General features: G+C 69.9%; 26 protein-coding genes. 10 read left to right on the top strand and 16 right to left on the bottom strand.

Annotated elements, in window-relative coordinates; genetic code table 11:
- Positions 1–78 precede the first annotated feature (78 nt).
- The 4 genes from ASD47_RS16170 to ASD47_RS16155 all read right to left on the bottom strand — a co-directional run bounded on the left by ASD47_RS16170 (position 79) and on the right by ASD47_RS16155 (position 4,334).
- Positions 79–624, bottom strand: a complete 546-nt coding sequence (locus ASD47_RS16170; RefSeq protein WP_235525909.1) for a DUF1579 family protein — start codon at positions 622–624, stop codon at positions 79–81.
- 71 nt (positions 625–695) lie between these two features.
- Positions 696–1,532 carry a helix-turn-helix domain-containing protein gene (locus tag ASD47_RS16165; protein ID WP_056758755.1) on the bottom strand — a complete coding sequence of 279 codons (837 nt, stop codon included), beginning with the start codon at positions 1,530–1,532 and terminating at the stop codon, positions 696–698.
- A 10-nt stretch (positions 1,533–1,542) separates the two neighbouring features.
- Positions 1,543–2,001 carry a recombinase family protein gene (locus ASD47_RS16160; RefSeq protein ID WP_056758752.1) on the bottom strand — a complete coding sequence of 153 codons (459 nt, stop codon included), beginning with the start codon at positions 1,999–2,001 and terminating at the stop codon, positions 1,543–1,545.
- Between the two features lie 119 nt (positions 2,002–2,120).
- Positions 2,121–4,334, bottom strand: a complete 2,214-nt coding sequence (locus tag ASD47_RS16155; protein WP_056758749.1) for a bifunctional diguanylate cyclase/phosphodiesterase — start codon at positions 4,332–4,334, stop codon at positions 2,121–2,123.
- A 205-nt stretch (positions 4,335–4,539) separates the two neighbouring features.
- On the opposite strand from ASD47_RS16155, the gene ASD47_RS16150 reads away from it, so the two are divergent.
- The gene (locus ASD47_RS16150) at positions 4,540–4,728 is read left to right on the top strand and encodes a hypothetical protein (RefSeq protein WP_156402270.1); all 189 of its coding nucleotides are present in this window, start codon (positions 4,540–4,542) and stop codon (positions 4,726–4,728) included.
- A 70-nt stretch (positions 4,729–4,798) separates the two neighbouring features.
- Here the strand turns inward: ASD47_RS16150 and ASD47_RS16145 are convergent, their stop codons facing one another.
- From ASD47_RS16145 to ASD47_RS16135, 3 genes are all read right to left on the bottom strand, one after another.
- Positions 4,799–5,233: a carboxymuconolactone decarboxylase family protein gene (locus ASD47_RS16145; protein ID WP_056758743.1), complete on the bottom strand. Its 435-nt coding sequence runs from the start codon at positions 5,231–5,233 to the stop codon at positions 4,799–4,801.
- Between the two features lie 93 nt (positions 5,234–5,326).
- A complete protein-coding gene (locus ASD47_RS16140) occupies positions 5,327–6,016 on the bottom strand; it encodes a hypothetical protein (RefSeq protein ID WP_156402269.1) in 690 nt (229 codons plus the stop codon).
- A gap of 95 nt (positions 6,017–6,111) precedes the next feature.
- The gene (locus ASD47_RS16135) at positions 6,112–7,074 is read right to left on the bottom strand and encodes an acetyl-CoA carboxylase carboxyltransferase subunit alpha (protein WP_056758735.1); all 963 of its coding nucleotides are present in this window, start codon (positions 7,072–7,074) and stop codon (positions 6,112–6,114) included.
- A gap of 342 nt (positions 7,075–7,416) precedes the next feature.
- On the opposite strand from ASD47_RS16135, the gene ASD47_RS16130 reads away from it, so the two are divergent.
- A complete protein-coding gene (locus ASD47_RS16130) occupies positions 7,417–7,617 on the top strand; it encodes a hypothetical protein (protein WP_028037995.1) in 201 nt (66 codons plus the stop codon).
- A gap of 69 nt (positions 7,618–7,686) precedes the next feature.
- Positions 7,687–8,106 (top strand): OsmC family protein, encoded by a 420-nt coding sequence (locus ASD47_RS16125; RefSeq protein WP_056758732.1) that lies wholly within the window; start codon positions 7,687–7,689, stop codon positions 8,104–8,106.
- A 111-nt stretch (positions 8,107–8,217) separates the two neighbouring features.
- On the opposite strand, the gene ASD47_RS16120 is transcribed toward ASD47_RS16125, so the two are convergent.
- The 3 genes from ASD47_RS16120 to ASD47_RS16110 form a co-directional block, all read right to left on the bottom strand.
- Positions 8,218–9,267 (bottom strand): CoA ester lyase, encoded by a 1,050-nt coding sequence (locus ASD47_RS16120; protein WP_056758728.1) that lies wholly within the window; start codon positions 9,265–9,267, stop codon positions 8,218–8,220.
- A 416-nt stretch (positions 9,268–9,683) separates the two neighbouring features.
- Complete coding sequence (locus ASD47_RS16115) at positions 9,684–10,712, bottom strand: mechanosensitive ion channel family protein (protein ID WP_056758713.1); 1,029 nt, start codon at positions 10,710–10,712, stop codon at positions 9,684–9,686.
- A 221-nt stretch (positions 10,713–10,933) separates the two neighbouring features.
- Positions 10,934–11,938, bottom strand: coding sequence for an aldo/keto reductase (locus tag ASD47_RS16110; RefSeq protein WP_056758711.1), 1,005 nt, complete (start codon positions 11,936–11,938; stop codon positions 10,934–10,936).
- Between the two features lie 125 nt (positions 11,939–12,063).
- Between ASD47_RS16110 and ASD47_RS16105 the strand changes: the two genes are divergently transcribed.
- Positions 12,064–12,948 (top strand): LysR family transcriptional regulator, encoded by an 885-nt coding sequence (locus tag ASD47_RS16105; protein ID WP_056758708.1) that lies wholly within the window; start codon positions 12,064–12,066, stop codon positions 12,946–12,948.
- Positions 12,949–13,205: 257 nt separating this feature from the next.
- On the top strand, positions 13,206–13,604 hold the full coding sequence (locus ASD47_RS26175; protein ID WP_082564644.1) for a RidA family protein: 399 nt from the start codon (positions 13,206–13,208) through the stop codon (positions 13,602–13,604).
- Between the two features lie 108 nt (positions 13,605–13,712).
- Here the strand turns inward: ASD47_RS26175 and ASD47_RS16095 are convergent, their stop codons facing one another.
- A complete protein-coding gene (locus ASD47_RS16095; protein WP_056758702.1) occupies positions 13,713–14,318 on the bottom strand; it encodes a glutathione S-transferase family protein in 606 nt (201 codons plus the stop codon).
- Between the two features lie 10 nt (positions 14,319–14,328).
- Positions 14,329–15,468, bottom strand: coding sequence for an aminotransferase class I/II-fold pyridoxal phosphate-dependent enzyme (locus ASD47_RS16090; protein ID WP_056758699.1), 1,140 nt, complete (start codon positions 15,466–15,468; stop codon positions 14,329–14,331).
- 95 nt (positions 15,469–15,563) lie between these two features.
- Between ASD47_RS16090 and ASD47_RS16085 the strand changes: the two genes are divergently transcribed.
- The 3 genes from ASD47_RS16085 to ASD47_RS16075 all read left to right on the top strand — a co-directional run bounded on the left by ASD47_RS16085 (position 15,564) and on the right by ASD47_RS16075 (position 17,223).
- Positions 15,564–16,235 carry a DUF4328 domain-containing protein gene (locus ASD47_RS16085; protein WP_162251660.1) on the top strand — a complete coding sequence of 224 codons (672 nt, stop codon included), beginning with the start codon at positions 15,564–15,566 and terminating at the stop codon, positions 16,233–16,235.
- Positions 16,236–16,318: 83 nt separating this feature from the next.
- Positions 16,319–16,645 (top strand): DUF1330 domain-containing protein, encoded by a 327-nt coding sequence (locus ASD47_RS16080; RefSeq protein WP_056758693.1) that lies wholly within the window; start codon positions 16,319–16,321, stop codon positions 16,643–16,645.
- 101 nt (positions 16,646–16,746) lie between these two features.
- On the top strand, positions 16,747–17,223 hold the full coding sequence (locus ASD47_RS16075) for a VOC family protein (RefSeq protein WP_056758691.1): 477 nt from the start codon (positions 16,747–16,749) through the stop codon (positions 17,221–17,223).
- Between the two features lie 148 nt (positions 17,224–17,371).
- Here ASD47_RS16075 and ASD47_RS16070 read toward each other — a convergent pair whose 3' ends face one another.
- From ASD47_RS16070 to ASD47_RS16060, 3 genes are all read right to left on the bottom strand, one after another.
- Positions 17,372–17,593: an alkylphosphonate utilization protein gene (locus ASD47_RS16070; protein ID WP_056758688.1), complete on the bottom strand. Its 222-nt coding sequence runs from the start codon at positions 17,591–17,593 to the stop codon at positions 17,372–17,374.
- 144 nt (positions 17,594–17,737) lie between these two features.
- On the bottom strand, positions 17,738–18,667 hold the full coding sequence (locus tag ASD47_RS16065; RefSeq protein WP_056758685.1) for a site-specific tyrosine recombinase XerD: 930 nt from the start codon (positions 18,665–18,667) through the stop codon (positions 17,738–17,740).
- On the bottom strand, positions 18,664–20,118 hold the full coding sequence (locus ASD47_RS16060) for a hypothetical protein (RefSeq protein ID WP_056758682.1): 1,455 nt from the start codon (positions 20,116–20,118) through the stop codon (positions 18,664–18,666). The genes ASD47_RS16065 and ASD47_RS16060 overlap by 4 nt, the downstream gene beginning before the upstream one ends.
- Positions 20,119–20,239: 121 nt before the next feature.
- Here ASD47_RS16060 and ASD47_RS16055 point away from each other — a divergent pair, with 121 nt between their 5' ends.
- Both ASD47_RS16055 and aroB read left to right on the top strand, forming a co-directional pair.
- A complete protein-coding gene (locus ASD47_RS16055; RefSeq protein ID WP_056758679.1) occupies positions 20,240–20,824 on the top strand; it encodes a shikimate kinase in 585 nt (194 codons plus the stop codon).
- Positions 20,821–21,930, top strand: a complete 1,110-nt coding sequence (gene aroB / locus ASD47_RS16050) for a 3-dehydroquinate synthase (RefSeq protein WP_056758676.1) — start codon at positions 20,821–20,823, stop codon at positions 21,928–21,930. Before ASD47_RS16055 ends, aroB begins: the two co-directional genes overlap by 4 nt.
- Here the strand turns inward: aroB and ASD47_RS16045 are convergent.
- A complete protein-coding gene (locus ASD47_RS16045; protein WP_056758673.1) occupies positions 21,927–23,159 on the bottom strand; it encodes a histidine-type phosphatase in 1,233 nt (410 codons plus the stop codon). The genes aroB and ASD47_RS16045 overlap by 4 nt on opposite strands.
- Positions 23,160–23,206 lie beyond the last annotated feature (47 nt).

Here is a 23,206-nt window from a genome sequence, read left to right as displayed (position 1 = left end):
GCCCGCCAAACCCACACCAGATCCCGAACGTCGTAACGTGCCGAACTCGGATCACTCCGCCTTTGAATCCGGCGGGTCCTAACGCACCCGCGTGTACTCCAGCCGCACCGCCTGCGACTCCCGCCCGCCGCGCGTTTCGTAATAGGCGTAGGTGAAGTGGTCGTCGTCCTGGCGCGTCAGCACCTCGCGCAATGGGATCGACTGGCCCGGATGGTCGAAGTCGGGCGTTTCGCCGACGAAGGTGTAGCGCCCGGCCGCCGCGTCATAGGCGCCCCGGGCGACGATCAGGCCGTTGAAATTGACGTCCATCCAGGTGCTGAAGAAGGTCTTCGCCGCCGTGTCGTAACCGATATAGCCCAGGCCCTGGAACGGCTTGTCCTTGCCGGCGATGCGCAGGTCCTGGCGCAGGTGGCGACCGTCCAGCACCATGGCCAGGTCGGCCTCGCCCTGGTCGACGACCGGCGGCTTGTCGGGGCTGGTCCAGTAGCTCTGCTTGACCGTCCAGTGGCCGGCGAACCGCGCGAGGGCCGCGTGCTCGGCGTCCAGCGTTTCAGCCCGCACCCCTGACGTCGCGCCAAGCATCGCCGCCGCCACGATCAACGCCGTCCTGAACCCGATCCGCATCATCCGCTCCTCCCGATTCAACGCCGGGAAGACGTGCGCGGTCGGGCGGACGGCCGCAACTACCTCGCGGGTCAGTGCAACTCGCCGGCCGCCAGCCTGGCGCAGACCTCGGCGGTGCGCGCGTCGGCCGGAAACGCGCAGTCGATGCGCAACTCGTCCAGGGTCACGTCGCGCGGGGCGGCGAAGGTGGTGATCGTCTCGAAGAACCGCAACGGCCCCGCGCGACTGTTGAACACCATGGTCAGCACGGGTTCGGGCTCGGCGCCCAGCTCGCGCAGCCGCCAGGCGGCCGGAACGTCGGGATAGCGCAGGATCTCGTCGAGCAGCCGGCGGATCTCCGGGTCGGCCGGCGAGGCGATCAGCTCGTCCTGCAGGCGGCGGACGAACTTGGCCGCCACCTCGGGCCAGTTGGCGATCACCGGGCGAAAGTCGTCGGGGTCGAAGACCTGGTGCAGCAGGTTCGTGTGCGGGCTGGCCCGCCCCTCCATCAGGAAGGCGTTGACCCGCATCGCCGCCTCGTTGGCGGCCAGCACTTCGAAACGGCGGCTGATCACGAAGGCGGGATAGGGCTCCTGGTGGCGCAGGATCAGGTCGATCGCCTGGCTGAGCGGCCCCATCGCGGGATTGGTCAAGTCGCGCTCGCCATATTGCGGGGCGTAGCCGGCCGCCAGCAGCAGGGCGTTGTGTTCGCGCAGCGGCAGGCCCAGGGCGTCGGCCAGCCGCGAGATGACCTCCCGCCCCGGCTGGGCCTTGCCGATCTCGACGAAGCCGAGATGGCGGGCCGAGACACCGGCCTCGTGGGCCAGGTCCAGCTGGCTCATTCGCCGCAGCTCGCGCTGCTCGCGCAGCAATACGCCGATGGCCGGGCGCCCGTCCGCGGTGCGTTTCGGTGCGGGCGCGGCGGTCATGGCGATGTCCTCAGGCGTCGGGACCAAGATCTGGGACCGGCTCGGACGCTTGTCCAGCCTCGGCCGGCCGCCGCCCGCCGTCGCGCACGATCTTCTCCTCGGCCGTGCGCACCATGCGGCGCTGGTCGTGGAAGGTCGCCAGCTGAGCGCAAGCGGTGAAGAAGCCGCCGGGCGCGCGGGTGTCGATCCCCTCGGCCAGGGTCAGCAGGTGGATTTCGGCCGCCTCGAACCGCGCCAGCACTTCCAGAAGGTCGACCAGGTGGGCGGCGAAGGCGTGCAGGTTGATGACCGCCAGCACGTCGTCGGGCTTCATCGCGGCCAGGGCTTGGTCCAGCCCCGGCTTGTGCACGGCCAGGCCGTAGCAGCGGTCGTGGAACAGCTGGTCGCAGCCGGCGTCGAACAGCCGCTGCGACTGCGGCCCGTCGATCACCACGCCCCTGACGGGCGGAACCCTGAGATAGCCGACCATGCGCATGGTCGCTGTGTGGCGAAGATCGCGGCGCGAGGCTAGGGGGCGATGGCGGAAAGGTCGGGGATAAAATTGGACGGGACAGGCGCATGCGCCTGTCCCCGGCTTTACGAACCGCCTTATCGGCGCGCCGTCGAGCTCAGAACCCCCTCATCCTCCCACGCCTGCGCCACGGGCCTCTCCTTCTCCCCAGGGGAGAAGGCGACCACGGGCGCCTTCATCTTGTTCTCCACGACAACCCCCAGCATCGCCGCGATCTCCGCCGCGGGCTTGGGGCGGCTGATGAAATAGCCCTGGATCTCGCCGCAGCCCTGGCGGCGCAGCTCATCCAGCTGTTCCACCGATTCCACGCCCTCGGCCGTGGTGGTGATGCCCAGGCTGGCGCCCAGGTCGAGCACCGCCTTGATGATCGCCAGGGCGTCGGCGTCGTCGAGGATGTCCCGCACGAAGGTCTGGTCGATCTTGATCTTGTCGAACGGGAAGCTGCGCAGGTAGCTCAGGCTGGAATAGCCGGTGCCGAAGTCATCCATCGAGATCCGTACGCCCAGGGCCTTCAGGTCGTGCAGGATCGACATGTTGCCAGCCGTATCCTGCAGCAGCACCGACTCGGTGATCTCCAGCTCCAGCCGCTCGGCGGCCAGGCCGGAGGCGGCCAGGGCCGAGACCACGGTGGACACCAGATGCCGGTCGCGGAACTGGGCCGGCGACAGGTTGACCGCCAGCCGCACAGGCTGCGGCCAGCCGGCCGCCTCGCGGCAGGCTTCGCGCAGCACCCACTCGCCCAGGGCGTTGATCAGGCCGATCTCCTCGGCCAGCGGAATGAAATCGGCCGGCGAGACCATGCCGCGCACCGGATGACGCCAACGCAGCAGGGCCTCGCAGCCCGTCACCTGGTCGACGCCCAGGCTGTACAGCGGCTGGTAGTACAGCTCGAACTGGCCCTCCGCCAGGGCCAGACGCAGGTCCAGCTCCAGGGCGCGACGGGCCTGCAGGGCCTCGTCCATGGCCTGCTCGAAGAAGTGGAAAGCCCCCTTGCCGTCGGCCTTGGCGCGGTAGAGGGCCATGTCGGCCTTCTTCAGGAGTTCGTCGCTGTCGGCCCCGTCGTTAGGCGACACCGCCACCCCGACGCTACCGCCGATCATCACCTGCTGGCCTTGCAGTTCGAAGGTCTCCGCCAGAGCTTCGACGATTCGTCCGGCCAGGCGGGTGGTGCCGGAGAGGTCGGTCAGGCCGCACTGGACCACCGCGAACTCGTCGCCGCCCAGCCGCGCGACGGTGTCGCCCTCGCGCACGCAGGCCCGCAGGCGCTCGGCGGCGATCTTCAGCAGGGCGTCCCCGACGGGATGGCCCAGGGTGTCGTTGACGGTCTTGAAGCGGTCCAGGTCGATGCAGTGCACCGCCACCAGGTCCTCCCGCCGCGTCGCGCGGCTCAGCGCCGCCGACAGGTCCTTCTGGAACAGCAGGCGGTTGGGAAGGTCCGTCAAAGGGTCATAGTGCGCCAGGCGAGCGATCTGGGCCTCGGCCCGCTTGCGCTCGGCGATGTCCTCCGAGACCCCCAGCAGATATTCGGCCGCGCCGTCGGGGCCGGGAATGGCGATCTTCTTGGTGCGCAGCAGGGCGACCGAGCCGTCCTTGCGTGGCACGTGGTCCTCCTCGATCACCCGCACCTCGCCCGACGAAATCACCTCGGCGTCGCGCTCGCGATAGATGGCCGCCTGCTCGGCCGGGTAGAAGTCGGCGTCGGTGCGGCCGATCATGTCGGCGCGGGCGTGGCCCAGGATCTTCTCGCCGGCCCGGTTGAGCAGCACGTAGGCGTGGTCGTCGGCCCGCTTGACGAACACCATCGACGGGATGGCCTCGACCACCGCGGTCATGAAGGTGCGGGCCCGTTCCTCGTCGGCCTTGGCCGAGGCCAGGGCCTCGACGCCCCGGCGGTTGGTCTCGTTGGCGGCCTGCAGCAGGCCCAGCACCGTGCCGACGCCGAGATAGCGGCCGCCGTCGGTGACGATGAAGCCGCGCAGCAGGTCGCTGGCCCGATAGGACAGGCTGTCGCTGGTGAAGGCCGCCAGTTCGACGTCGGCCTCGACCACCAGCGGGTCGCTGTCCATCAGCACCGAGATCGGCCGCAGGGCGTACAGGGCCCGGCCATATTCGGCCGCCATGCGCAGGAAGAAGGCGTTGCGCTCGACCAGGCCGATTGGACGGTCGTCGGCGTCCAGCACCGGGACGATCAGGGTGTCCGGCTCCTCGCGGAACCGCTCGTACAGCGTCTTGCCCAGGGTGTCGGCGCGGGCCGGAACCAGGGACGACACGGTGTCTCGCAGGGTGAACATGGCAAGCCCCTTTACTCGGGGCTGGAGGGACCATTTCTCGCCTAACGAGTGGCTAATCCCGGGACGCAAGCGTGGCTATTTCACGAAAACTTCGCGGGGACGTCACAGTGTTTGCCGGGGTGTTTACCGCGAGCGATCCCGAGCGGTGATCGGCGAGGTTTCGCGCCGCTGATTTCAAGCTAGGCTGCAGGGCATGGCGATAAAATTGAACCGGGACGAGAAGCTCGCGCGCCAAGTGGCGGATCTCGCGCGTTTCGTCCGTCAATATGGGCGTCCGAAGCAAAAGCGTCAGGAACCCAACGATCGGGACTATGATCGCAAGCAGGAAGCCGCGATCAAGAAACTGGCGCCGGAAGATCTCGACCGTCTCTTGCGAGACGACGAGATCGACTAGCCGTACATCACATTTGTCATCCCGGCGAAGCGGGATCCGGGACGACAAACCGACCGGATAGGAACTCCGCCTAGTGCACCGACACGCCCAGCCGGTTCCACAGGTTGATCATCGCGATCACCGTGGTCAGGGCGCTGGCCTCGACGTCGGTGAAGTGCTCGCGCAACGCGGCGCGCAGCGGGCCGAGGTCGGCGTGGGTGGGCAGCTGGGTCAGGGCCTCGGTCCAGGCCAGGGCGGCCTTCTCCTTGGCGGTGAAGTCCGAGACGTGGCTCCAGACCGTCAGGCGGTCCAGCCGCTCGTTGGTTTCGCCGTCGTCGCGGGCCTCCTTGGAATGCATCTTCACGCAGAAGGCGCACTGGTTCAGCTGCGAGGCGCGCAGCTTGACCAGGTGCACCAGGTGCTTGTCCACGCCGGCGCCCACCGCCGCCGTCTCGGCGGCGATGAAGGCCTGGTAGACGGCCGGTACGTTGATGTCGTGGCGGAAGGGGGCGGTTTGGGCGCTCATGGTCTTGTCCTCGTCTGGCCCGATCTTGGGGCTTCGGGAACAGGACGACGCAGCCGGGGCCCGCGTGACATCGGCGGCGAAAAAACCTTCCGCTCAGCGAGCGGGCGGCGCGCCGAAGATGAAGCCGTGCTTCTCGCCGTTGAAGCGGACCACCATTTTCAGCTCGCGCGGCGCGTCGCGATCGAACTTCAGCTTGTCGGTGACGATCTGGCCGCCCGCGGCGGTGTTCGGCGCGACCTCGACCGACTGCAGGATCGCCGCCCGCAGGGTGTCCACCTGGGCCTGGTCGGCCTTGCTGAGCTTGCCGGGCGCGCCGATCTGAGCCTGCACCTGGGACGACAAGCCGCCCGCCACCGTCTGGTTGGCGCCCGAAAAGCCGCTGACGTCCAGCCGTCCGTCCTGACCCGTGGCCAGAGCCTGCCCCCCATAGCCGGTCGCCGATCCGACGGACCGCCCCGGCGCCGGGCTTGAAACCTCGGCGATCAACTGGTCCAGGGGCAGCAGCGCCACGGGCTGGTTGGCGCTGGTATAGAGCTTGATATCGGCGGCGTTGAGGGTGACAGGCGCCGCGCCCTTGTTGAAGGCCACGACCCGCAGGACCAGCCGCCCGTTCGACAGGGTCGGGTCGGCCTTGATGCTGACCACCCCGCCCGGCAGGGTGGAGACCAGGCCCTCGATGACGGCGGCCGAGGGATCCTCGTCTGCGGCCATGCCCTGGCCGGCCGCGCCCAGGCCCATGACGACCAGCGCGCATCCTATCGCCAGCGATGTACGACGGTTCATGGCGATCCTCCCTTTGTTGTTATTGCAATAAAGGATGGAATCGGGGGCTCGCCGGGTCAATCGCTATGTTAGCGGTCCCTTCGGTCCTGTCCGCCCTATTGCAGGCCTTCGCGGCCGATCGCGTAGAAGCGCTCGGCCCGCTGTTTCTTCAGCTCGGCGGGCGACAGCTGCATCAGCGCCTTCAGTTCGTCCTCGACCGCGTCGCCGACGGCCTCGATGGCGGCGGCCGGGTCCGAATGGGCCCCGCCGGCCGGCTCCTCGACTATGCGGTCGACGATCTTCAGCTGGATCAGGTCCTGGGCGGTGATCTTCATGTTGGCGGCCGCGTCCTTGGCCCGGGCGCCGTCGCGCCACAGGATCGAGGCCGCGCCTTCCGGCGAGATCACCGAATAGATCGAATGCTCGAGGATCAGCACTTTGTTGGCCCCGGCCAGGGCGATGGCCCCGCCGCTGCCGCCCTCGCCGACGATGGTGGCGACCATCGGGGTGCCCAGCACCAGGCCGCGCTCGGTGGAGCGGGCGATGGCCTCGGCCTGGCCGCGCTCCTCGGCGCCCAGGCCCGGATAGGCGCCGGCGGTGTCGACGAAGGTGATGACCGGCAGGTTGAAGCGCTCGGCCATGTCCATCAGGCGCACGGCCTTGCGGTAGCCCTCGGGGCGGGCCATGCCGAAATTGTGCTTCAGGCGGGTGGTGGTGTCGTGGCCCTTCTCGTGGCCCATGACCACGACGGGAACGCCGCGGAACCGGCCGAGGCCGCCGACGATCGCCTGGTCGTCGGCGAACTTGCGGTCGCCGCGCAGCTCGACGAACTCATCGATCAGGCCGGCGATGTAGTCCTTCAGGTGCGGCCGCTCGGGGTGGCGGGCGACCATGGTCTTCTGCCAGGCGTCGAGGCCGGCATAGGCTTCCTTGCGCAACTGCTGGGCGCGGTCGCGCAGCGCCTGGATCTCGCTTTCGAACGCGCCGGGGCCCGCCGTCTCGGAAAGCCGGGACAGCTCCTCGATCTTGCTTTCCAGATCGGCGATGGGTCGCTCGAAGTCGAGATAGTGCGCGGCCATGGGTCTCTTAACGTCGCCGTTGCGGAAAGGTGGCGAACCTAGAGCGCGATAGCCGAAAACGAAACCGGTTTTGGCGTCCCGGCCACGAAATCGGCCCAGAAGCGCCTCACGCGCGGGCCGGCCCTGCGACTCGTCGTCGCAGCGACACCTTGGCCGTGTGGGAACCCCTTTTGCGTCCCAGGGATTCGTCCCCAGGAGAGTCTCGTCTGAAAACCGATGGTTACTGGTTAATCGCGGGGTTCTCGCCTATATGCTTCTGGTCGGCTTAGAACCAAAGCCGACGCCTGCGGCCCCGCCCATCGAATATGGACCCGGTCCCGCCTGATGCGAACGGACGTTCCCATGCAGGTGTTCACTTTCTTCTGTGTCGAGCCGGATGGCTCGGTGCCGCGCTTCGACGTCACCCCCTGTCCCGACGACCATGCCGCTCGCCGTCGCGCCGAAGAGCTGGTCGGCGTCCATCGCGGCTGCGACACCGTCGAGGTGTGGCGCGGGGCCACGCGCCTGTTCGAGGTGACCTCGGCCCAGCGCGCGGCGGCCTGATCGTACGAAGCTTCAAGCGCGTCCTTTTCGGCGCGCTATAAGTCGGGCTTCGTTCGCCGGAGTCCGCCAATGATCGTCGCCCCCGCCCGCCCCTCCGCCACCGCCGACGACAGCGGCCATGGCGGCGTGCAGATCCTGGTCGCCGCCGGCCCCAGCCGCTTCGCGGCCGACCTGGGCCCCGTGGACGGCGGGCTGGACATCGGCCCCAATCCCCACGACCTGGTCGCCGCCGGCCTGGCGGCCTGCACCACCCAGACCCTGCGGCTCTACGCCCGGCGCAAAGCCTGGGCGCTGGGCGCGGTGCACGTGGAGGTGACCTGGCGTCGCGACCCGTCCTCGCAGCCAGCCGACCTGTTCGAGCGGACGATCACCCTCTCCGGGGACCTGGACGACGCCCAGCGCGCCCGGTTGATGGAGATCGCCGAGGCGTGCCCGGTGCACAAGATGCTGGTGGCGGGGTCGCGGGTGGTGACGTCGGTGGCGGCGTGAACCCCCTCCGGCCCTCCGGGCCACCTCCCCCAGAGGGGGAGGATCTACGTCGAAAAGATGCTCCCCCTCTGGGGGAGCTGTCGCGAAGCGACTGAGGGGGTCCTTCGCCCCCTAGAACCCATACAGCCCAGCATATTCCGCGTCCTTGGCCGCGATCTGCCGGGCGCAGTCGACCATGACCTTGGCCTGTTTCCAGGTCGCGTCGTCCTGCATCTTGCCGTCCAGCATGGCCACGCCCGTCCCGTCGGGCATGGCCTCCAGGATGCGCCGGGCGAAGGCCACCTCGTCGGGGGCCGGCGAGAACACCTTCTTGGCGATGGCGATCTGGCTGGGGTGCAGGCTCCAGGCCCCGGCGCAGCCCATCAGGAAGGCGTTGCGGAACTGCTGCTCGCAGGCCACCGGGTCGTCGATGGCCCCGAACGGGCCGTAGAACGGCTTGATGCCGTGAGCCGCGCAGGCGTCGACCATCTTGGCGAAGGTGTAGTGCCACAGGTCCTGCTGGACGGAAGCTCGGGGCGAACCGTCGGCGTGCGGGTCCTCGATGACGCGGTAGCCGGGATGGCCGCCGCCGACCCGGGTGGTCTTCATGGCCCGGCTGGCGGCGAGATCCGCCGGCCCCAGCGAGATGCCCTGCATGCGCGGGCTGGCCCCGGCGATCTGCTCGACGTTCATGACCCCCTCGGCGGTCTCGAGGATGGCGTGCAGCAGGATCGGCCGGGTGACCCCGTGCTTGGCCTCCAGCGAGGCCAGCAGCTGGTCCATGTAGAAGATGTCCCACGGCCCCTCGACCTTGGGGACCATGATCACGTCGATGCGGTCGCCGGCCTTCTCGACCAGGGTCGCCACCTCGTCCAGGTGCCAGGGCGAGTTGAGGCAGTTGATCCGCACCCACAGGCCCACGCCCAGGGCCCGGAAGTCGACCTCGCGCGACATCGCCACCGCGCCGGCCAGGGCCGCGCCCTTGGCGTCGGCGGGGATGGCGTCCTCCAGGTTGGCCAGGATCACGTCGACCGTCGGGGCGATCTCGGGGAGCTTGGCCCGTACCTTGTCCAGGTGCGGCGGCACGAAGTGGATCATTCGCTCGACCCGGGCCGGCGGCTCGCGCCACGGCGTCGGCGCGCCGATCGCCAGGGGTTTGAAAAAGCCTCGGGGGGTCTTCATGGCGGGCTCCCGGCGTCGTTTCTTATTTCGCAGTTGCGAGAAGACTGCGGCGCGGGGTGGGCGGGGTCAAGGCTGACGCATGGGTCAGCGGAAAGCCGCCGCCCTCGCGAAAGCTCGACGGTGAATAATTGCAACCGACCAGCTAAGCTGCCCGAATGCTCACCAGAAAGCCGCGCCGTCTAGCCATTTCGATCGTCGCTGCCGCTCTTCTGCTGGCGACCGGCGGGTGGTTTGCACAGCGAGAGATCTCGTGTCGTCAGTTGGCGAGACAAGCCAGCGCGTATCCCGATGCGCAGGTGCGTCGAGGCGCGGGCGGCGCATGTCGGATGTGCAGAGACAAGGGTTGGCTTTACGATATCGCCTTCGACCCGTGCGTCAAAGCCGACCGCGCCTATGCTGGGGTCAGAATTCCCTGACTATCCCTTCGCCGGCGGTCCCTGGACCGGCTGCGGCGGCTCCTCGGGATCCTCGCGCGTCAGGTCCTCGGCCGCGTCGTTGCTGGACGCGGGGGCCGCGGCCTTGGCCTTGGCCCGGCGGGCGGCGCGGGGCTCCAGGCGCAGGGCGGCGCGGGCGTCGTCGCCCTCCTCGCCCAGCACGCCGCGCAGGCGCAGGTCGCGCTGCGGATAGGGGATCTCGATCCCGGCCCCGCGCAGGGCGTCATCGATGGCCCAGGTATAGGCCGCGAAGATCGCCGCCGGCCGGCGCACCGACTCGATGGTCGGCCAGACGACCAGCTCGAACTTCAGCGCCGAGTCGCCATAGCCGACCAGCCAGACCTGGCTCTTGCGCACGGCGTCGTCTGGCGAGGTGAACGGCACCGAATGGGCGGCCTTCAGCACCGCGGCCCGCACCTTTTCCTTGTCGGCGCCGAAGGCGGTGACGAACGGCACGCGGATGCGGCGGTTGGAGTGGTGCAGGGTCCAGTTGATGACCTGGTCGTTCACCAGCACCGAGTTGGGCACGATGATGTCGGTGCTGTCGTTGGTGCGGATGCGGGTGGCGCGCGGCCCGATCTCGTGGACCACGCCCCGGGCGCCGTTGGACAGCTCGACGAAGTCGCCCACCGCCACCAGCCGCTCGAACACCAGCGAGATCCCCGAGGCGAAGTCCTTGATCACCCCCTGCAGGCCCAGGCCGACGCCGACGCCCAGGGCCCCGGCGAACACCGCCAGCGAGGTCAGGTCGATGCCCATGGTCGACAGGGCGGCCAGGAAGCCGATCACCACCAGGCCGTAGGTCGCCAGCTTCTCGACCACGTACAGCGACGAGGCGTTGTCGACGGCGCGGGCCCGCAGGCGACGCAGGCCGGCGGCGGCCAGGCGCGCGGCCAGCATCGCCGCCGCCACGATCACGATGGCCGCGCCCAGCCCGCCCAGGGTGATGGTGCTCTTGCCCATCTTGACCAGTTCGAGGGCGTCGAGGCGCTGCAGCGGATTGTCGGCCATGACGGCGAGTGTGGGGGCGCCCGGGCGGAAGGGGCAATACCCAAAGCCCCCTCTCCCATGGGGAGAGGGAGGGGCCCGCGCCGCCAGGCGTGGGAGGGTGAGGGGGTGGTGAGTCCGACGGAGCGCCGGCAGGGCGTTGCGAGAAATCGGTGAGGGTGTAACCCCTCACCCTCCCACCGCTACGCGGCGGGTCCCTCCCTCTCCCCTCCGGGAGAGGGCGACTATCTGCCCACCATCGCCAGGCCAGCCTCGCTGTAGCGCGCGCCCTCGACCGCCGTCTCGGGCACCGCGGCGGCGATCCGGGCCAGGTCGTCGGCCGACAGGACCACGTCGACGGCGCCGAGGTTCTCCTCCAGCCGGCCGGTCTTGGTGGTGCCGGGGATCGGGGCGATGTGCTCGCCCTGGGCCAGGATCCAGGCCAGGGCCAGCTGGGCCGGGGTGATCCCCTTCTCGGCGGCGATCGCGGTCAGGGCCTCGACCAGGGACAGGTTCTTGGCCAGGGCCTCGCCCTGGAAGCGCGGCAGGCCCCGGCGGAAGTCGTTGTCGGCCAGCGGCGCGTCGGCCTTGATCGCGCCGGTCAGGAAGCCCCGGCCCAGCGGGCTGTAGGGCACCAGGCCGATGCCCAGTTCGCGGATCACCGGCAGGGTGGTCTGCTCCAGGTCGCGGAACCACAGCGAATATTCGCTCTGCAGGGCCGCCACCGGCTGCACCGCATGGGCCCTGCGGATGGTCTCCGGACCGGCTTCCGACAGGCCGAAATGCTTGACCTTGCCCTCGGCGATCAGGTCCTTGACCGTCCCGGCCACGTCCTCGATCGGCACGTTCGGGTCGACGCGGTGCTGGTAGAACAGGTCGATCACCTCCACGCCCAGCCGCTTCAGCGAGGCCTCGGCCACGGTCCGGATGTGCTCGGGGCGGCTGTCGGTGCCGCGCATCCTCGCGAAGCCCTCGGCGGTCCCTTCCGGCGCGATGTCGAAGCCGAACTTGGTGGCGATCACCAGCTTGTCGCGGAACGGCTTGAGGCCTTCGCCGACCAGCACCTCGTTGGTGTAGGGGCCGTAGACCTCGGCGGTGTCGAAGAAGGTGACGCCCAGCTCGACCGCCCGGGCCAGCACCTTGAAGGCGTCGGCCTTGTCCAGGGCCGTGCCGTAGACCTGGCCCATGCCCATGCAGCCCAGGCCGATGGCCGAGACTTCCAGCCCGTCGCCGAGTTTGCGCGTCTTCATGGTGATATCCTCATGCCTGGAATTGCGGTCGAAAGGCGCGGCCTGCCGACGGGGTGAAGATGGGGGCGGGCCCCTCCCGGGATAAGCGCTTGAAGTCTCAACGAACTGCTGAGCAATACTCAGCAATGGATTCCCGCCCCCTGCCCGACCTCGCCGTCTTCGCCCTGGTGGCCCAGCATCGCAGCTTCCGCGCCGCCGCCCAGGTGCTGGGCGTCTCGGCCTCGGCCCTCAGCCACACGATGCGCAACCTGGAGGCCCGGCTCGACGTGCGGCTGCTGCACCGCACGACCCGCAGCGTCGCGCCCACCGAGGCCGGCGAGCGGCTGCTGGCGCGGCTGGCCCCCGCCCTGGCCGACATCGACGCGGCCCTGTCCGAGGTGGCGGCGTTCCGCGACCGGCCGTCGGGGCGGGTGCGGATCAACATCGCCCGCTCGGCGGCCCGCTGGCTGGTCGGTCCGCGGATCGGCGGCTTCCTGAACGCCTATCCGGACGTACGGGTCGAGATCGTCTGCGACGACGGCCTGTCCGACATCGTGGCCGGCGGCTTCGACTGCGGGGTGCGGCTGGGCGAGAGCCTGCAGGCCGACATGATCGCCGCCCCGTTGGGCCGCGAGCTGAGCCAGGCCCTGGTCTGCGCGCCGGCCTATGTCGCGGCCCACGGTGCGCCCGAACGGCCCGAGGACGTCCTGAACCACCGCTGCCTGCTGTTTCGGCGCGGCAGCGGCCAGCCCTGGCCGTGGGAGTTCGAACGCCAGGGGCGCGAGGTGGTGGTCAACCCGCCGGGCGTGCTGGTCAGCGACGAGAACGAGGTCATCCGCCGCGCCTGTCTGGACGGCGCCGGGCTGGCCTTCCTGATCCGCGACCAGGTGGCCGACGACATCGCCGCCGGCCGACTGGTCTCGCTGCTGGACGACTGGTGCGAGCCGTTTCCAGGCTTCTTCCTCTACTATCCCAGCCGCCGCCAGCTCTCGCCGGCCCTGCGGGCGTTCATCGACTGGATGCGGGCCTAGGGGCCCCTCGGCGTTCGCGCTTGGAGCCGCACGACGCCCCTTCCGTCTCGTCGCTGCCCGCCGAGCCACCTCCACCCGCTTCACGGGTGAGGAGAAGACGGCGTCGGTCGAGGGGGATAGCCAGGGAAGCTGTCATACAGCCATTGTAATCAATAGTGTTCGATCCGCTCTGCGAAGCGGGATCGGCCTCTTGAAGACAGGCGCTCCGATGGACGCGAACAGCAGGACGGCGAAGCTATGAATGGAGTAGAAAGAAGATGACGCTAGAGTGCATAAACCCACGCGATCTGCCGACCCCGACGACCTATACTCAAGTCGTCGTCGCAAAAGGCTCCAAGCTCATATTTGTCGCCGGCCAGGAACCGGAAGACATCGACGGGAAGCTTGTAGGTTCCGGTGATCTGGCGGTTCAGGCGCGTCAGGTGTTCGCCAATCTTGGTCGAGCCCTCGCAGCCGCCGGCGCCGCGCCTGAACACGTCGCGAAGATTACGATCTACGTTGTCGATTACGACCGTGATCGCCATCTGTCGATCATCGAAGAGGCTCGCGTTGGGCTGTTCGGCGATCACAAGCCCGCCGACGTCCTCCTGGGAGTCACCGCCCTTTCTCCTGGCTATCTCATCGAGGTGGATGCGTTCGCGGTGGTCGATGGGTAGGCGACAGGTCGGCCAAGCCGGGAACCGTCGTCCCGGTGAACATGGCCTTGGCGGGAATGACGGCGAATTTGGCGAAGCGCGGTGGCCCCTCGGTCAGCCTCGATCGCGCTAGACTTCGTCGAACGGCGTCGCCAGAAACGCCGGCGTCGCCTCGGCCCGCGCGGTCAGGGCGACTAGGCGAGGGCGCGCCGCCACCTCGACCGACTCCGGCAAGGTCCTGGTCGCGAAGGTCCAGACCACCGCGCAGGTCAGCCAGGCCTGGGAGCCCTCCAGCCAGGCCGGCGGCGAGGCCAGTTCGGCCTCGAGCAGGCTCCAGGCCGCGCCGACCTGACCGCGCACCCGGTCGATCCAGGGGGCGTGATGCTTCTCTTCGGGGCGCAGGTTGAACTCGTAGACCAGCGACACCGTCTTTTCGCAGGCGGCCAGGGCCAGGCCCAGGATCCGCTGGGCGCGGGCGTGGTCGGCCGGACGGTCGGGACTCAGGCGCCGTCCGGCCAGCCGTTCCAGGTGCTCGATGATCAGGGTCGAGTCCATCAGCACCACCCCGTCGTCGGTGACCAGGGTCGGCGCCTTGACCACCGGATTGATCGCCGCGAAGGCGTCATAGTGGCGAAACACCGACACCGGCTCGTGCGCGAACGGCTGGTCCAGCAGCCGCAGGGTCACGGCAACGCGCCGCACATAGGGCGAATCCAGCATTCCGATCAGTCGCATCGCCGTCCTCCTAAGCCGCCGCCCGCGCCGCGAACCACGGGATGATCCGCCGCAGGGCTTCCTCGACCTCGAGCGTCGAGACCGCGAAGCTGAAGCGGATGAACCGGCGGCCGTCGACCGGGTCGAAGTCGACGCCAGGCGCGGTGGCCACGCCGGTGTCGCGCAGCAGGGCCTCGCAGAAGGCTAGGCTGTCGTCGGTCAGGTGGCCGATGTCGGCGTAAATGTAGAAAGCTCCATCAGGCGGGGCGATCGAGGCCAGGCCCAGGGCCGGCAGGGCGTCCAGCAGCAGGGCGCGGTTGGCGCGGTAGACGGCGACATGGCCCTCCAGCTCGTCCAGGCAGTCCATGGCGACCAGGCCGGCGTGCTGGCTCAGCGACGGCGGGGTCAGGAACAGATTGCCCATGAAGGCCCGGGCCCGCTGGACCTGCTCTGTCGGCACGACCACCCAGCCCAGCCGCCAGGCGGCCATGCTGAAGTACTTGGAGAAGCTGTTGACGATCAGGGCCTCGGGTTCGAAGGTCAGCATCGAGCGGGCCGGCTCGCCGTAGCTGAGGCCGTGATAGATCTCGTCGGAGACGACGCGGATCCCCCGCTCGTGACAGACGCCGGCGATCGCTTCCAGTTCGGCCGCCGGGATGATCGTGCCGGTCGGGTTGGCCGGGCTGGCGATGATCACGCCGGCCGGGGCGGGGTCCAGCGCGGCCAGGTGGGCGGCGGTCAGCTGGAAGCGGCTTTCGGCCCCGCAGCCGATCTCGACCGGGACCAGGTTCAGAGCCTTCAAGGTGTTGCGGTAGGCCACATAGCCCGGCCGGGCCAGGGCGACGCGGTCGCCCGGCTGGAAGTTCGAGGCCAGCGCCAGCACCAGGGCCGGCGAGGCGCCACAGGTCAGGATGACCCGCTCGGGATCGACCTCGACCCCGTCCAGGTCGGCGTAGCGCCGGGCGATCGCCGCCTTCAGCAGCGGGCTTTCCCAATAGCCCATGCCGTCGGTGTCCAGCACGTGATGCGCCGTGGCGATCGCCGCCGCCGGGGCGCCGGTCGAGGGCTGGCCGAACTCCATGTGGATGATCGACCGGCCCTGAGCCTTCATCTGGTGGGCCAGGCGGCTGATGGCGATGGCGTGGAAGGGTTCGATCTCGGAGGCGGACATGCCGCCTAACTAGTCCGTGGCGGTGGGGGCGACAACGGCGGCGTTGTCGGACGGTTCAAAACGGTCTAGCTCCGCTCGTGTTCGGGGGAATGACGATGGGCAAGAAGCGTCTCTACACGGCCAAGAGTCCGCTTCGGCGCGCCAAGGGCGCGGTCGTGGGCATCGTGGCCCATTTGATCGCGGTGGCCATCTTCGCGGGCATGGTCGGGATGAACCTGTCTTACCTTCTGGCGGCCGACGGCGAGACGCCGCTGCGCGAAGGCTTCGATCTGCCGGCCTTCGCTCCCTACGCCCTGGCCTATGGTCTGGCGGCCATGTTGCAGATCGCCTCGCTGGCGGCCTACGGCGTGCTGTTCCTGATGTGGGTCCACCGCACCAACCGCAACGCCCACAGCTTGGCCGGCGGCATGGACACTTCGCCCGGCTGGGCGGTCGGCTGGTTTTTCGTGCCGCTGGTCTCGTTGTGGAAGCCGTTCCACGCCCTGGACCAGACCTGGCGCGTCAGCACCGAGCCCTCGCGCTGGAGAGCGCTCGACACCCCGTTCATCCTGCGCCTCTGGTGGGGCTTCTACCTGGCCAGCAACGTCACCGGCTGGGCGTCCGACGTCCTGCGTCAGGAGCGCACCGTAAAAGGCCACCTCGCGGCGGGCATGGTGGCCATCGTGTCGGCCGGCCTGATCATCGGCGCCGGCGTCCTGTTGATCCGGATCATCCGGACCCTGACCGCGCGCCAGGTCTCAAGCCTGGACGCCGCCGCCTTCAACTGAGATCAACATCCGCATAACCTCACAGGTTATCGCTTCAAGGTCCGGAACGAACGAAGCTTCCTTGTCGTCAACGAGGAGCCGCCATGACCGCCTACGCCATCGCCCACCTGCGCCAGGTCGATTTTGGGCCCGCCATCATCGAATACCTGCGGCGCATCGACGCCACCTTGGAACCGTTCGGCGGCCGCTTCGTCATCCATGGCGCCACGGTCGAGGTGCTGGAAGGCCAGTGGCCCGGCGACATCGTGGTCATCGCCTTCGCGGACCTGGCGACGGCCCGGGCCTGGTACGCCTCGCCCGCCTACCAGGCGATCCTGGGCCTGCGCACCGACCATTCGCGGGGCGAGGTCATCCTGGTCCCCGGCTGCGACGCCGACCACAAGGGCGCGGACCTGCTGGCCGCCGCGTGAGAAGGGCGTTTCGTTGAAAAGTCCGGGTCGATGTCGGGAGACGCGTGTCCTGATCGTCCTTGGCTTGAACCCGCCGACCGGCGGTCCCGTGGAGGAAAGCCATGCCCAAGATCACTCCCTTCCTGTGGTTCGACACCCAGGCCGAGCAGGCCGCCAACTATTACGTCTCGCTGTTTCCCGACTCGCGGATCACCCAGATCACCCGCTACGGCTCTGGCGGTCCCGGCGCGCCCGGCGACGTGATGACCGTGGGTTTCGAGCTGAACGGCCAAGCCTACACCGCCCTGAATGGCGGCCCCCACTTCACCTTCACCGAGGCGGTGTCGTTCGTGGTCCACTGCGCCGACCAGGCCGAGGTCGACCGCTACTGGGACGCCCTGGTCGCCGACGGCGGCCGGGAAAGCCAGTGCGGCTGGCTGAAGGACAAGTACGGCCTGTCCTGGCAGATCGTGCCCCAGGAACTGCTGGACCTGCTGCCCCACCCCGACAAGGCCGCCGTCGCCCGGATGTTCGGGGCCATGATGCAGATGGTCAAGCTGGACATGCCGGCGCTGAAGGCGGCGTTCGACGGGGCCTGAGCTTTGGTGGCTCGACGTCTATGGTCGTGCGTGGTCCTCGTCCTTCGACAAGCTCAGGATGAGGACCATTTACAGGCTCAGCCATAGAAAACCTCATCCTGAGCTCGAAGGACGAGGTTTTCGAACGCCGAAGCCGATGTCGATCCGCCTAGGCCTTCTTCACGAACTCGGTCCGCAGCACCAGGCCGCGCACCTTCTCGACATTGGCCTCGATCTCGTCGGTGTCGCCGGTCAGGCGGATGTTCTTGACCAGGGTCCCGCGCTTCAGCGTCACGCCGCCCGAGCCCTTGACCTTGAGGTCCTTGATCAAGGTGACGTTGTCGCCGTCGGCCAGGATCGTACCGTTGCTGTCGCGGGTTTCGTCGGACATGCCGTTCTCCAGAAAAGTAGGGGCCTTAGCAGGGCGCGCCCCGTCTTGTCATGCCGCGCCTGAAGGCGGGGACACACGCCCGCACCACCGGCTCGCGGGTCCTGGAGCCGAGGTCGCCGTGTGCATCCCCGTTCTGCCCTCGACCTACCCCTTCTTCGCCAGCGGATGCTTGGTCCTGACCACCTGCGCCAGATGATCCCCCGCCACATGGGTGTAGATCTGGGTGGTGGCGATGTCGGCGTGGCCCAGCAGGGTCTGGATGACGCGCAGGTCCGCGCCGCCCTCCAGCAGGTGGGTGGCGAAGGCGTGGCGCAGGACGTGCGGGCTGACCGTCTCGCGGTCGATGCCGGCGGCGATGGCGGCGTCCTCCAGCAGCTGCGACACCCGCCGGCCGGTCAGCTTCCCGCCCTTGCCGCGCGACGGGAACAGCCACGGGCTGTCCTTGACGCCTTTTGGCAGGAATTGCGGCCTTACCTCCAGATAGGCCTTCACCGCCGCGCGGGCCGCGTCGTTCAGCGGGGCCAGCCGCTCCTTGCCGCCCTTGCCCTTGACCATCAGGAAGGCCGGGTCGCGGGCCAGGGCGGCCAGGGGCAGGTTCAGCAGTTCGGAGATCCGCAGGCCCGAGGCGTAGAGCAGCTCGATCATGCAGGTCAGGCGCAGGCCCTGGGCTCCGTCCTTGGCCGTGGCCGCCGCAATCAGCCGCAGGATGGCGTCCCGCGACAGCACCTTGGGCAGCGGCCGCCCGGCCTTGGGGGCCTCGACCCGGCGCGAAGGGTCGTCGTCGCGCCAGCCCTCGCCCAGCACGAAGCGGTAGAACTGGCGCAGGGCCGAGCGGCGGCGGGCGGCGGTGGCCGGCGACAGGCCACGCGCGCCCAGGTCGGCGAAATAGGCCTCGACCGCCTCGGCCGAGGCGCCGTCCAGGTCGCCGCGCGAGGCCAGGAACAACCGGGCGTCGATCAGGTCCTTCTCATAGGCGGTCAGGGTGTTGCGGGCGGCGGCGCGTTCGACGGCCATCATCTCGAGGAAAGCGTCGATCCAGCCCCCGCTCTTTCCCGAAGAGGCGGCGGCGCTCATTTGACCTGCAGCGCCAGCAGCCCCTCCACGGCGAAGGCGCGGGCGTCGGCCTCCAGGCCCGCCTTCAGCAGGGCGCGGACCAGCCGGGCGCGGTCGACCGGCCCGGGTCCCGACGGACCGGCGTCGGCGGCGATCGACAGGACCAGCAGGGCCGTCTCGCCCTGGCGACCGGCGGTGGCCGCGTCGTCCAGCACGATCAGCCGCCCGGCCGGAGCGGCCGACTTGCCGGGGTCGAAGGTCGCCAACGAGGCGCGAGCCTCCGGGCCCATGACGCCGCCAAGCGCCGCCAGGATCAGGGCGGCCGGCTGGGCGGGCGACTTGGCCCCGCCCTGGGCGCCGCGCTCGATCAGGCCATCGAGAACCTGGCTGTCCGCCTTGCCCCCGGCGGCGGCCAGGGTCGCGTCCAGCAGGGCCAGGTCGGTGGTGGCGGCGCCGGCGGGCAGGGCGTCGCCGGTCTGCTTGCCCCGGATCGCCTGGGCCGTGGCCGGGTCATCGGCGGCCAGGGCGGCGCGGGCGAAGAGGACCGGATCTTCCAGCGGCGCGTCGGCCCCGGCCAGGGCGGCGATGGCCGGTTGGGCGGCCTTGGCGGCGTCGGTGAAGGCGGCCAGGCCCTTGGCGCCGCGCAGGGCCGCGACGGCCGAAGCCTGGGCGGCGGTCAGGTCGGTGGGCGGGACCGCGTCGGCCGGCTTGATCGCCGCTTTCAACGCCGGCGAGGCGGCGGCGACGGCGGCGGGCGCCGAGACGTCCAGGCCCAGCTTGCGCGACAGGGCGTAGTTGATCCCATTCTTCAGGCTGGCCGCCCCCGCCGGCGCGCCCGACAGCAGGGCGTTCATCAGCCGGGCGTAGTCGGCGTCCTTGGTCTGCGGGGCGGCCAGGGTGAAGGTCAGTTGGGCCGCGTCGTGCTGGTCGCCGATCGCCTGGCAGAAGGCCCGCAGCCGCAGCCAGTAGGGGGCGCCGCGCTCGACGCTCAGCGCCTCGCCGATCTTGCAGGCCTTGTCGTCGGCGCCGGTGATCAGGGCCGCCTCGGCCGCCGCCATCGACAATTGGGCGCTGCCGGCCACGCCGGGGACGCGGTCGAGCACGGCGTCGGCGCCCTTGGCCTCGCCCAGGGCGATCAAGGCCATGGCCCGGGTCGCGCCCAGTTCCGGATTGTCGCCGATCCCGGCCGGGGCGTTGGCGCCGGTGGCCAGCACCCGCCGCGCCAGGCCGGCCGCGGCCGGCGACAGCGGCTTGGCGGCCAGCTTGGGCAGGGCTTCCTTGGCGACGCCCGGCGAGGCGTCCTTCCACAGGTCGCCGGACAGCCCCGTCTGGGCGGCCGGCGACGAGAACATGTCCGGCGCGGCCAGGGACTGGACCTGCACCGGTCCCTGCCCCCAGGCGGGAGCCGCCGCAAGCATCGCCGCCGCCAGGACGAGGGCCGAACAGGTCGTGAGTCGCTTGGAAGGGGCCATGGTTCAACTATGCCGCAGGACAGAGGTTGAAGAAAACTTTTCGCCCTCCGGAACACCCTGGACGCGGCTTTGGTCCAAACCTTGGCGGGAGGCCTCGCCCTCGTGTAAACCGCGCGCAGGCATGACCGACCAAACCGCCCCTTCCAGCCCCGACCCAAGGGCCGCCCTGCGCCGCAAGACCATCGTCTTGGTCGGGCTGATGGGCGTGGGCAAGTCCAGCGTCGGCCGCCGCCTGGCCGCGGCCCTGGACCTGCCGTTCCGCGACGCCGACAACGAGGTCGAGGCCGCCGCCGGCCGGTCGATCCCCGAGATCTTCGCCGAGATGGGCGAGCCGGCCTTCCGCGACGGCGAGCGGCGGGTGATCGCCCGGCTGCTGGACGAACCGCCGCACGTGCTGGCCACCGGCGGCGGGGCTTTCGTCAACGCCGAGACCCGCGCCCTGATCAAGTCCAAGGCCGTCGCGGTCTGGCTGAAGGCTGACCTCGAGCTCTTGGCCCGCCGCGTCAGCCGCAAGGACGGCCGGCCGCTGCTGAAGGGCCGCGACCCGATGGACGTGCTGCGCGAGCACGCCAGCCTGCGCTACCCCGCCTATGGCGAAGCCCACCTGACCGTCGAGACCGGCGACACCGCCCACGCCGTGGCGGTCGACGCCGTTATCACGGGTCTGAAGATCTATCTGCTGCAGTCCGAAAGCGAGTCGACGTGATCACCACCATCCCCGTGGGCCTGGGCGCGCGCGCCTATGACGTGGTCGTCGGCACGGGCCTGATCGACCGGGCGGGCGAGCACATCGCCCCGCTGCTCAAGCGCAAGCGGGTGGCGGTGGTCACCGACACCAATGTCGGCGAGCATCACGGCGAGCGCCTGGCCAACGCCCTGGAGCACGCCGGCGTCGCCACCGACGTGATCCTGGTTCCGCCCGGCGAGGAGACCAAGAGCTTCGAGGGCCTGGCCGAGTTGAGCGACCGGCTGCTGGCCCTGAACCTGGAGCGCGGCGACATGGTCGTGGCGTTCGGCGGCGGGGTGGTCGGCGACCTGACCGGCTTCGCGGCGGCGATCTACAAGCGCGGCATCGACTTCATCCAGATCCCGACGACCCTGCTGGCCCAGGTGGATTCGTCCGTGGGCGGAAAGACCGCCATCGACACCCCGCGCGGCAAGAACCTGATCGGCGCCTTCCACCAGCCGCGGCTGGTGCTGGCTGACCTGGACATCCTGGCCACCCTGCCCGCCCGCGAGCTGGCCTGCGGCTATGCCGAGATCATCAAGTACGGCCTGCTGGGCGACTTCGCCTTCTTCGAATGGCTGGAAGCCCACGTGAAGGCCGTGCTGGAGCGCGACACCGCCGCCCTGATCCGCGCCGTCGGCCGCTCGGTGGAGATGAAGGCGCAGATCGTCGCCGAGGACGAGAAGGAAGCCGGCCGCCGCGCCCTGCTGAACCTGGGCCACACCTTCGGCCACGCGGTCGAGGGCGAGATGGGCTTCGGCGACGGGCTCAAGCACGGCGAGGCCGTCGGCCTGGGCATGGCCCAGGCCTTCCGCTTCTCGGTCCGCCAGGGCCTGTGCTCGGCCCAGGACGCCGTCCGCGCCGAGGCCGCGATCAAGGCCGCCGGCCTGCCAACCCGCCTGTCCGACATCCGCCCCGAGCCGTTCAGCGCCGACGCCCTGATCGCCCACAGCGCCCAGGACAAGAAGGCCGAGGGCGGGCTGCTGACCTTCATCCTGGTGCGCGGCATCGGCGACGCCTTCGTGGCCAAGGACGTCGACCGGGCGGCGCTACGGGCGTTCCTGCTGGAGGAAGGCGCGGTCTAGTCGGCGCTCAGGCGGCGATCCAGCGCGACCAGGAAGTCCTCCAGCCGGCAGAGCCGCTGGCCTGGCGCGTGGCAGGCCAGGTCGAGCTCGCGTCGGACCGGCGGGCTGGCGAGCGACAGGGGCGCCAAGCTCCGGAGCTGGTCGGGGGTCTGGGCCTCGTAGAAGGCGCCGACGAACCGGCGGCCCTGGCCGTCGACGAACACCTGCAGCTCCAGGGCGCCGCCGATCGGCGGGTCGTCCTGGCCGTAGCCGTCCATCTTGAAGTGCGCGCCGATCAGGCTGGCCAGGGCGGCGATGTTGTTGTCGTGGCCGACGAAGACGTTGACGGCGGGCGCGTCCTTGGCCGCCAGGATGCCGGAGATCCTCCTGGCCATCGGCCCGCCGATCCGTCGGGCCATGTAGCGCGGCCGGGCGTAGATATCGAACAGCAGGGCGTGGAGGCGCGAGACGTCCTCCAGCGTTCGCGGCGTGGCGCGGCCCCAGCCCACCTGATCCAGCGGCAGGCCTTCGGCGTATTGCAGCATGAACACCTGGGCCGTGCCGGACAGGATGGAAATCGGTCCGTCCAGCGCCAGGCCGTCGTCGGGGCTGGGCGCCAGGCGCGTCGGGGCCGAGGTGATGTCGCACGGCGGCTGGGTCCGGTCGCAGCCCAGCACGCGCTCCATTTCGCGGATCTTGGCCGCGTAGGGGGCGACCAGGGCGGCGGGACCACCGTTCTCGGCGGTGATCGCGGCGGCGGCCTTGGCCCCGCTGAACTCCACCGCCTTGGCCTCGACGGGGTGGAACAGCGGGTCCTCGGTGTCGAGCGGCTGGTGGCCCACGGCCAGGTGGCAGCCGGGCGCGAAGCCCTCGGCGAAGGCCTCGCCGCTGGCGATGGTGCGCTGGGCGGTGTTGGTCCAGATGGCGATCGCGCCGGGCGCGGGACAGCCCTCCGGCGCGGCCAGGCCCTGACTGGCCAGCCGCTGGCGATCATAGACGCCCATCAGCCGCGCCGCCTCGCGGCCGTGCGGCGTCAGCAGGCTGGGCGGGGTGCTCCAGACCGGCCAGGGCGGGTGGGCGTAGGCGTCGATCGCCGCCTCGCCCGGCAGCGGAGCCCGGATGCCGTGGCGGTACAGCATCATGGTGCGCTCGACCTTGAGCGGACCTTGCGGCCCCGCAGTCTGGGCGCTCGCGCCGCCGCCGACGGCCAGCAGCGCCGCGAAGGCGAGGATCGGAAGGAAGGGCTTCATCAGGCGCGCCTGTCGGTGAGATCGGCGCGAGCCTCGCGCCGGAGCGA

This window comes from Caulobacter sp. Root1472 (assembly GCF_001426985.1).
GTDB lineage: Bacteria > Pseudomonadota > Alphaproteobacteria > Caulobacterales > Caulobacteraceae > Caulobacter > Caulobacter rhizosphaerae.
Note: the sequence above shows the minus strand (reverse complement) of the source record. Positions and strands in the feature narration are given on the sequence as shown.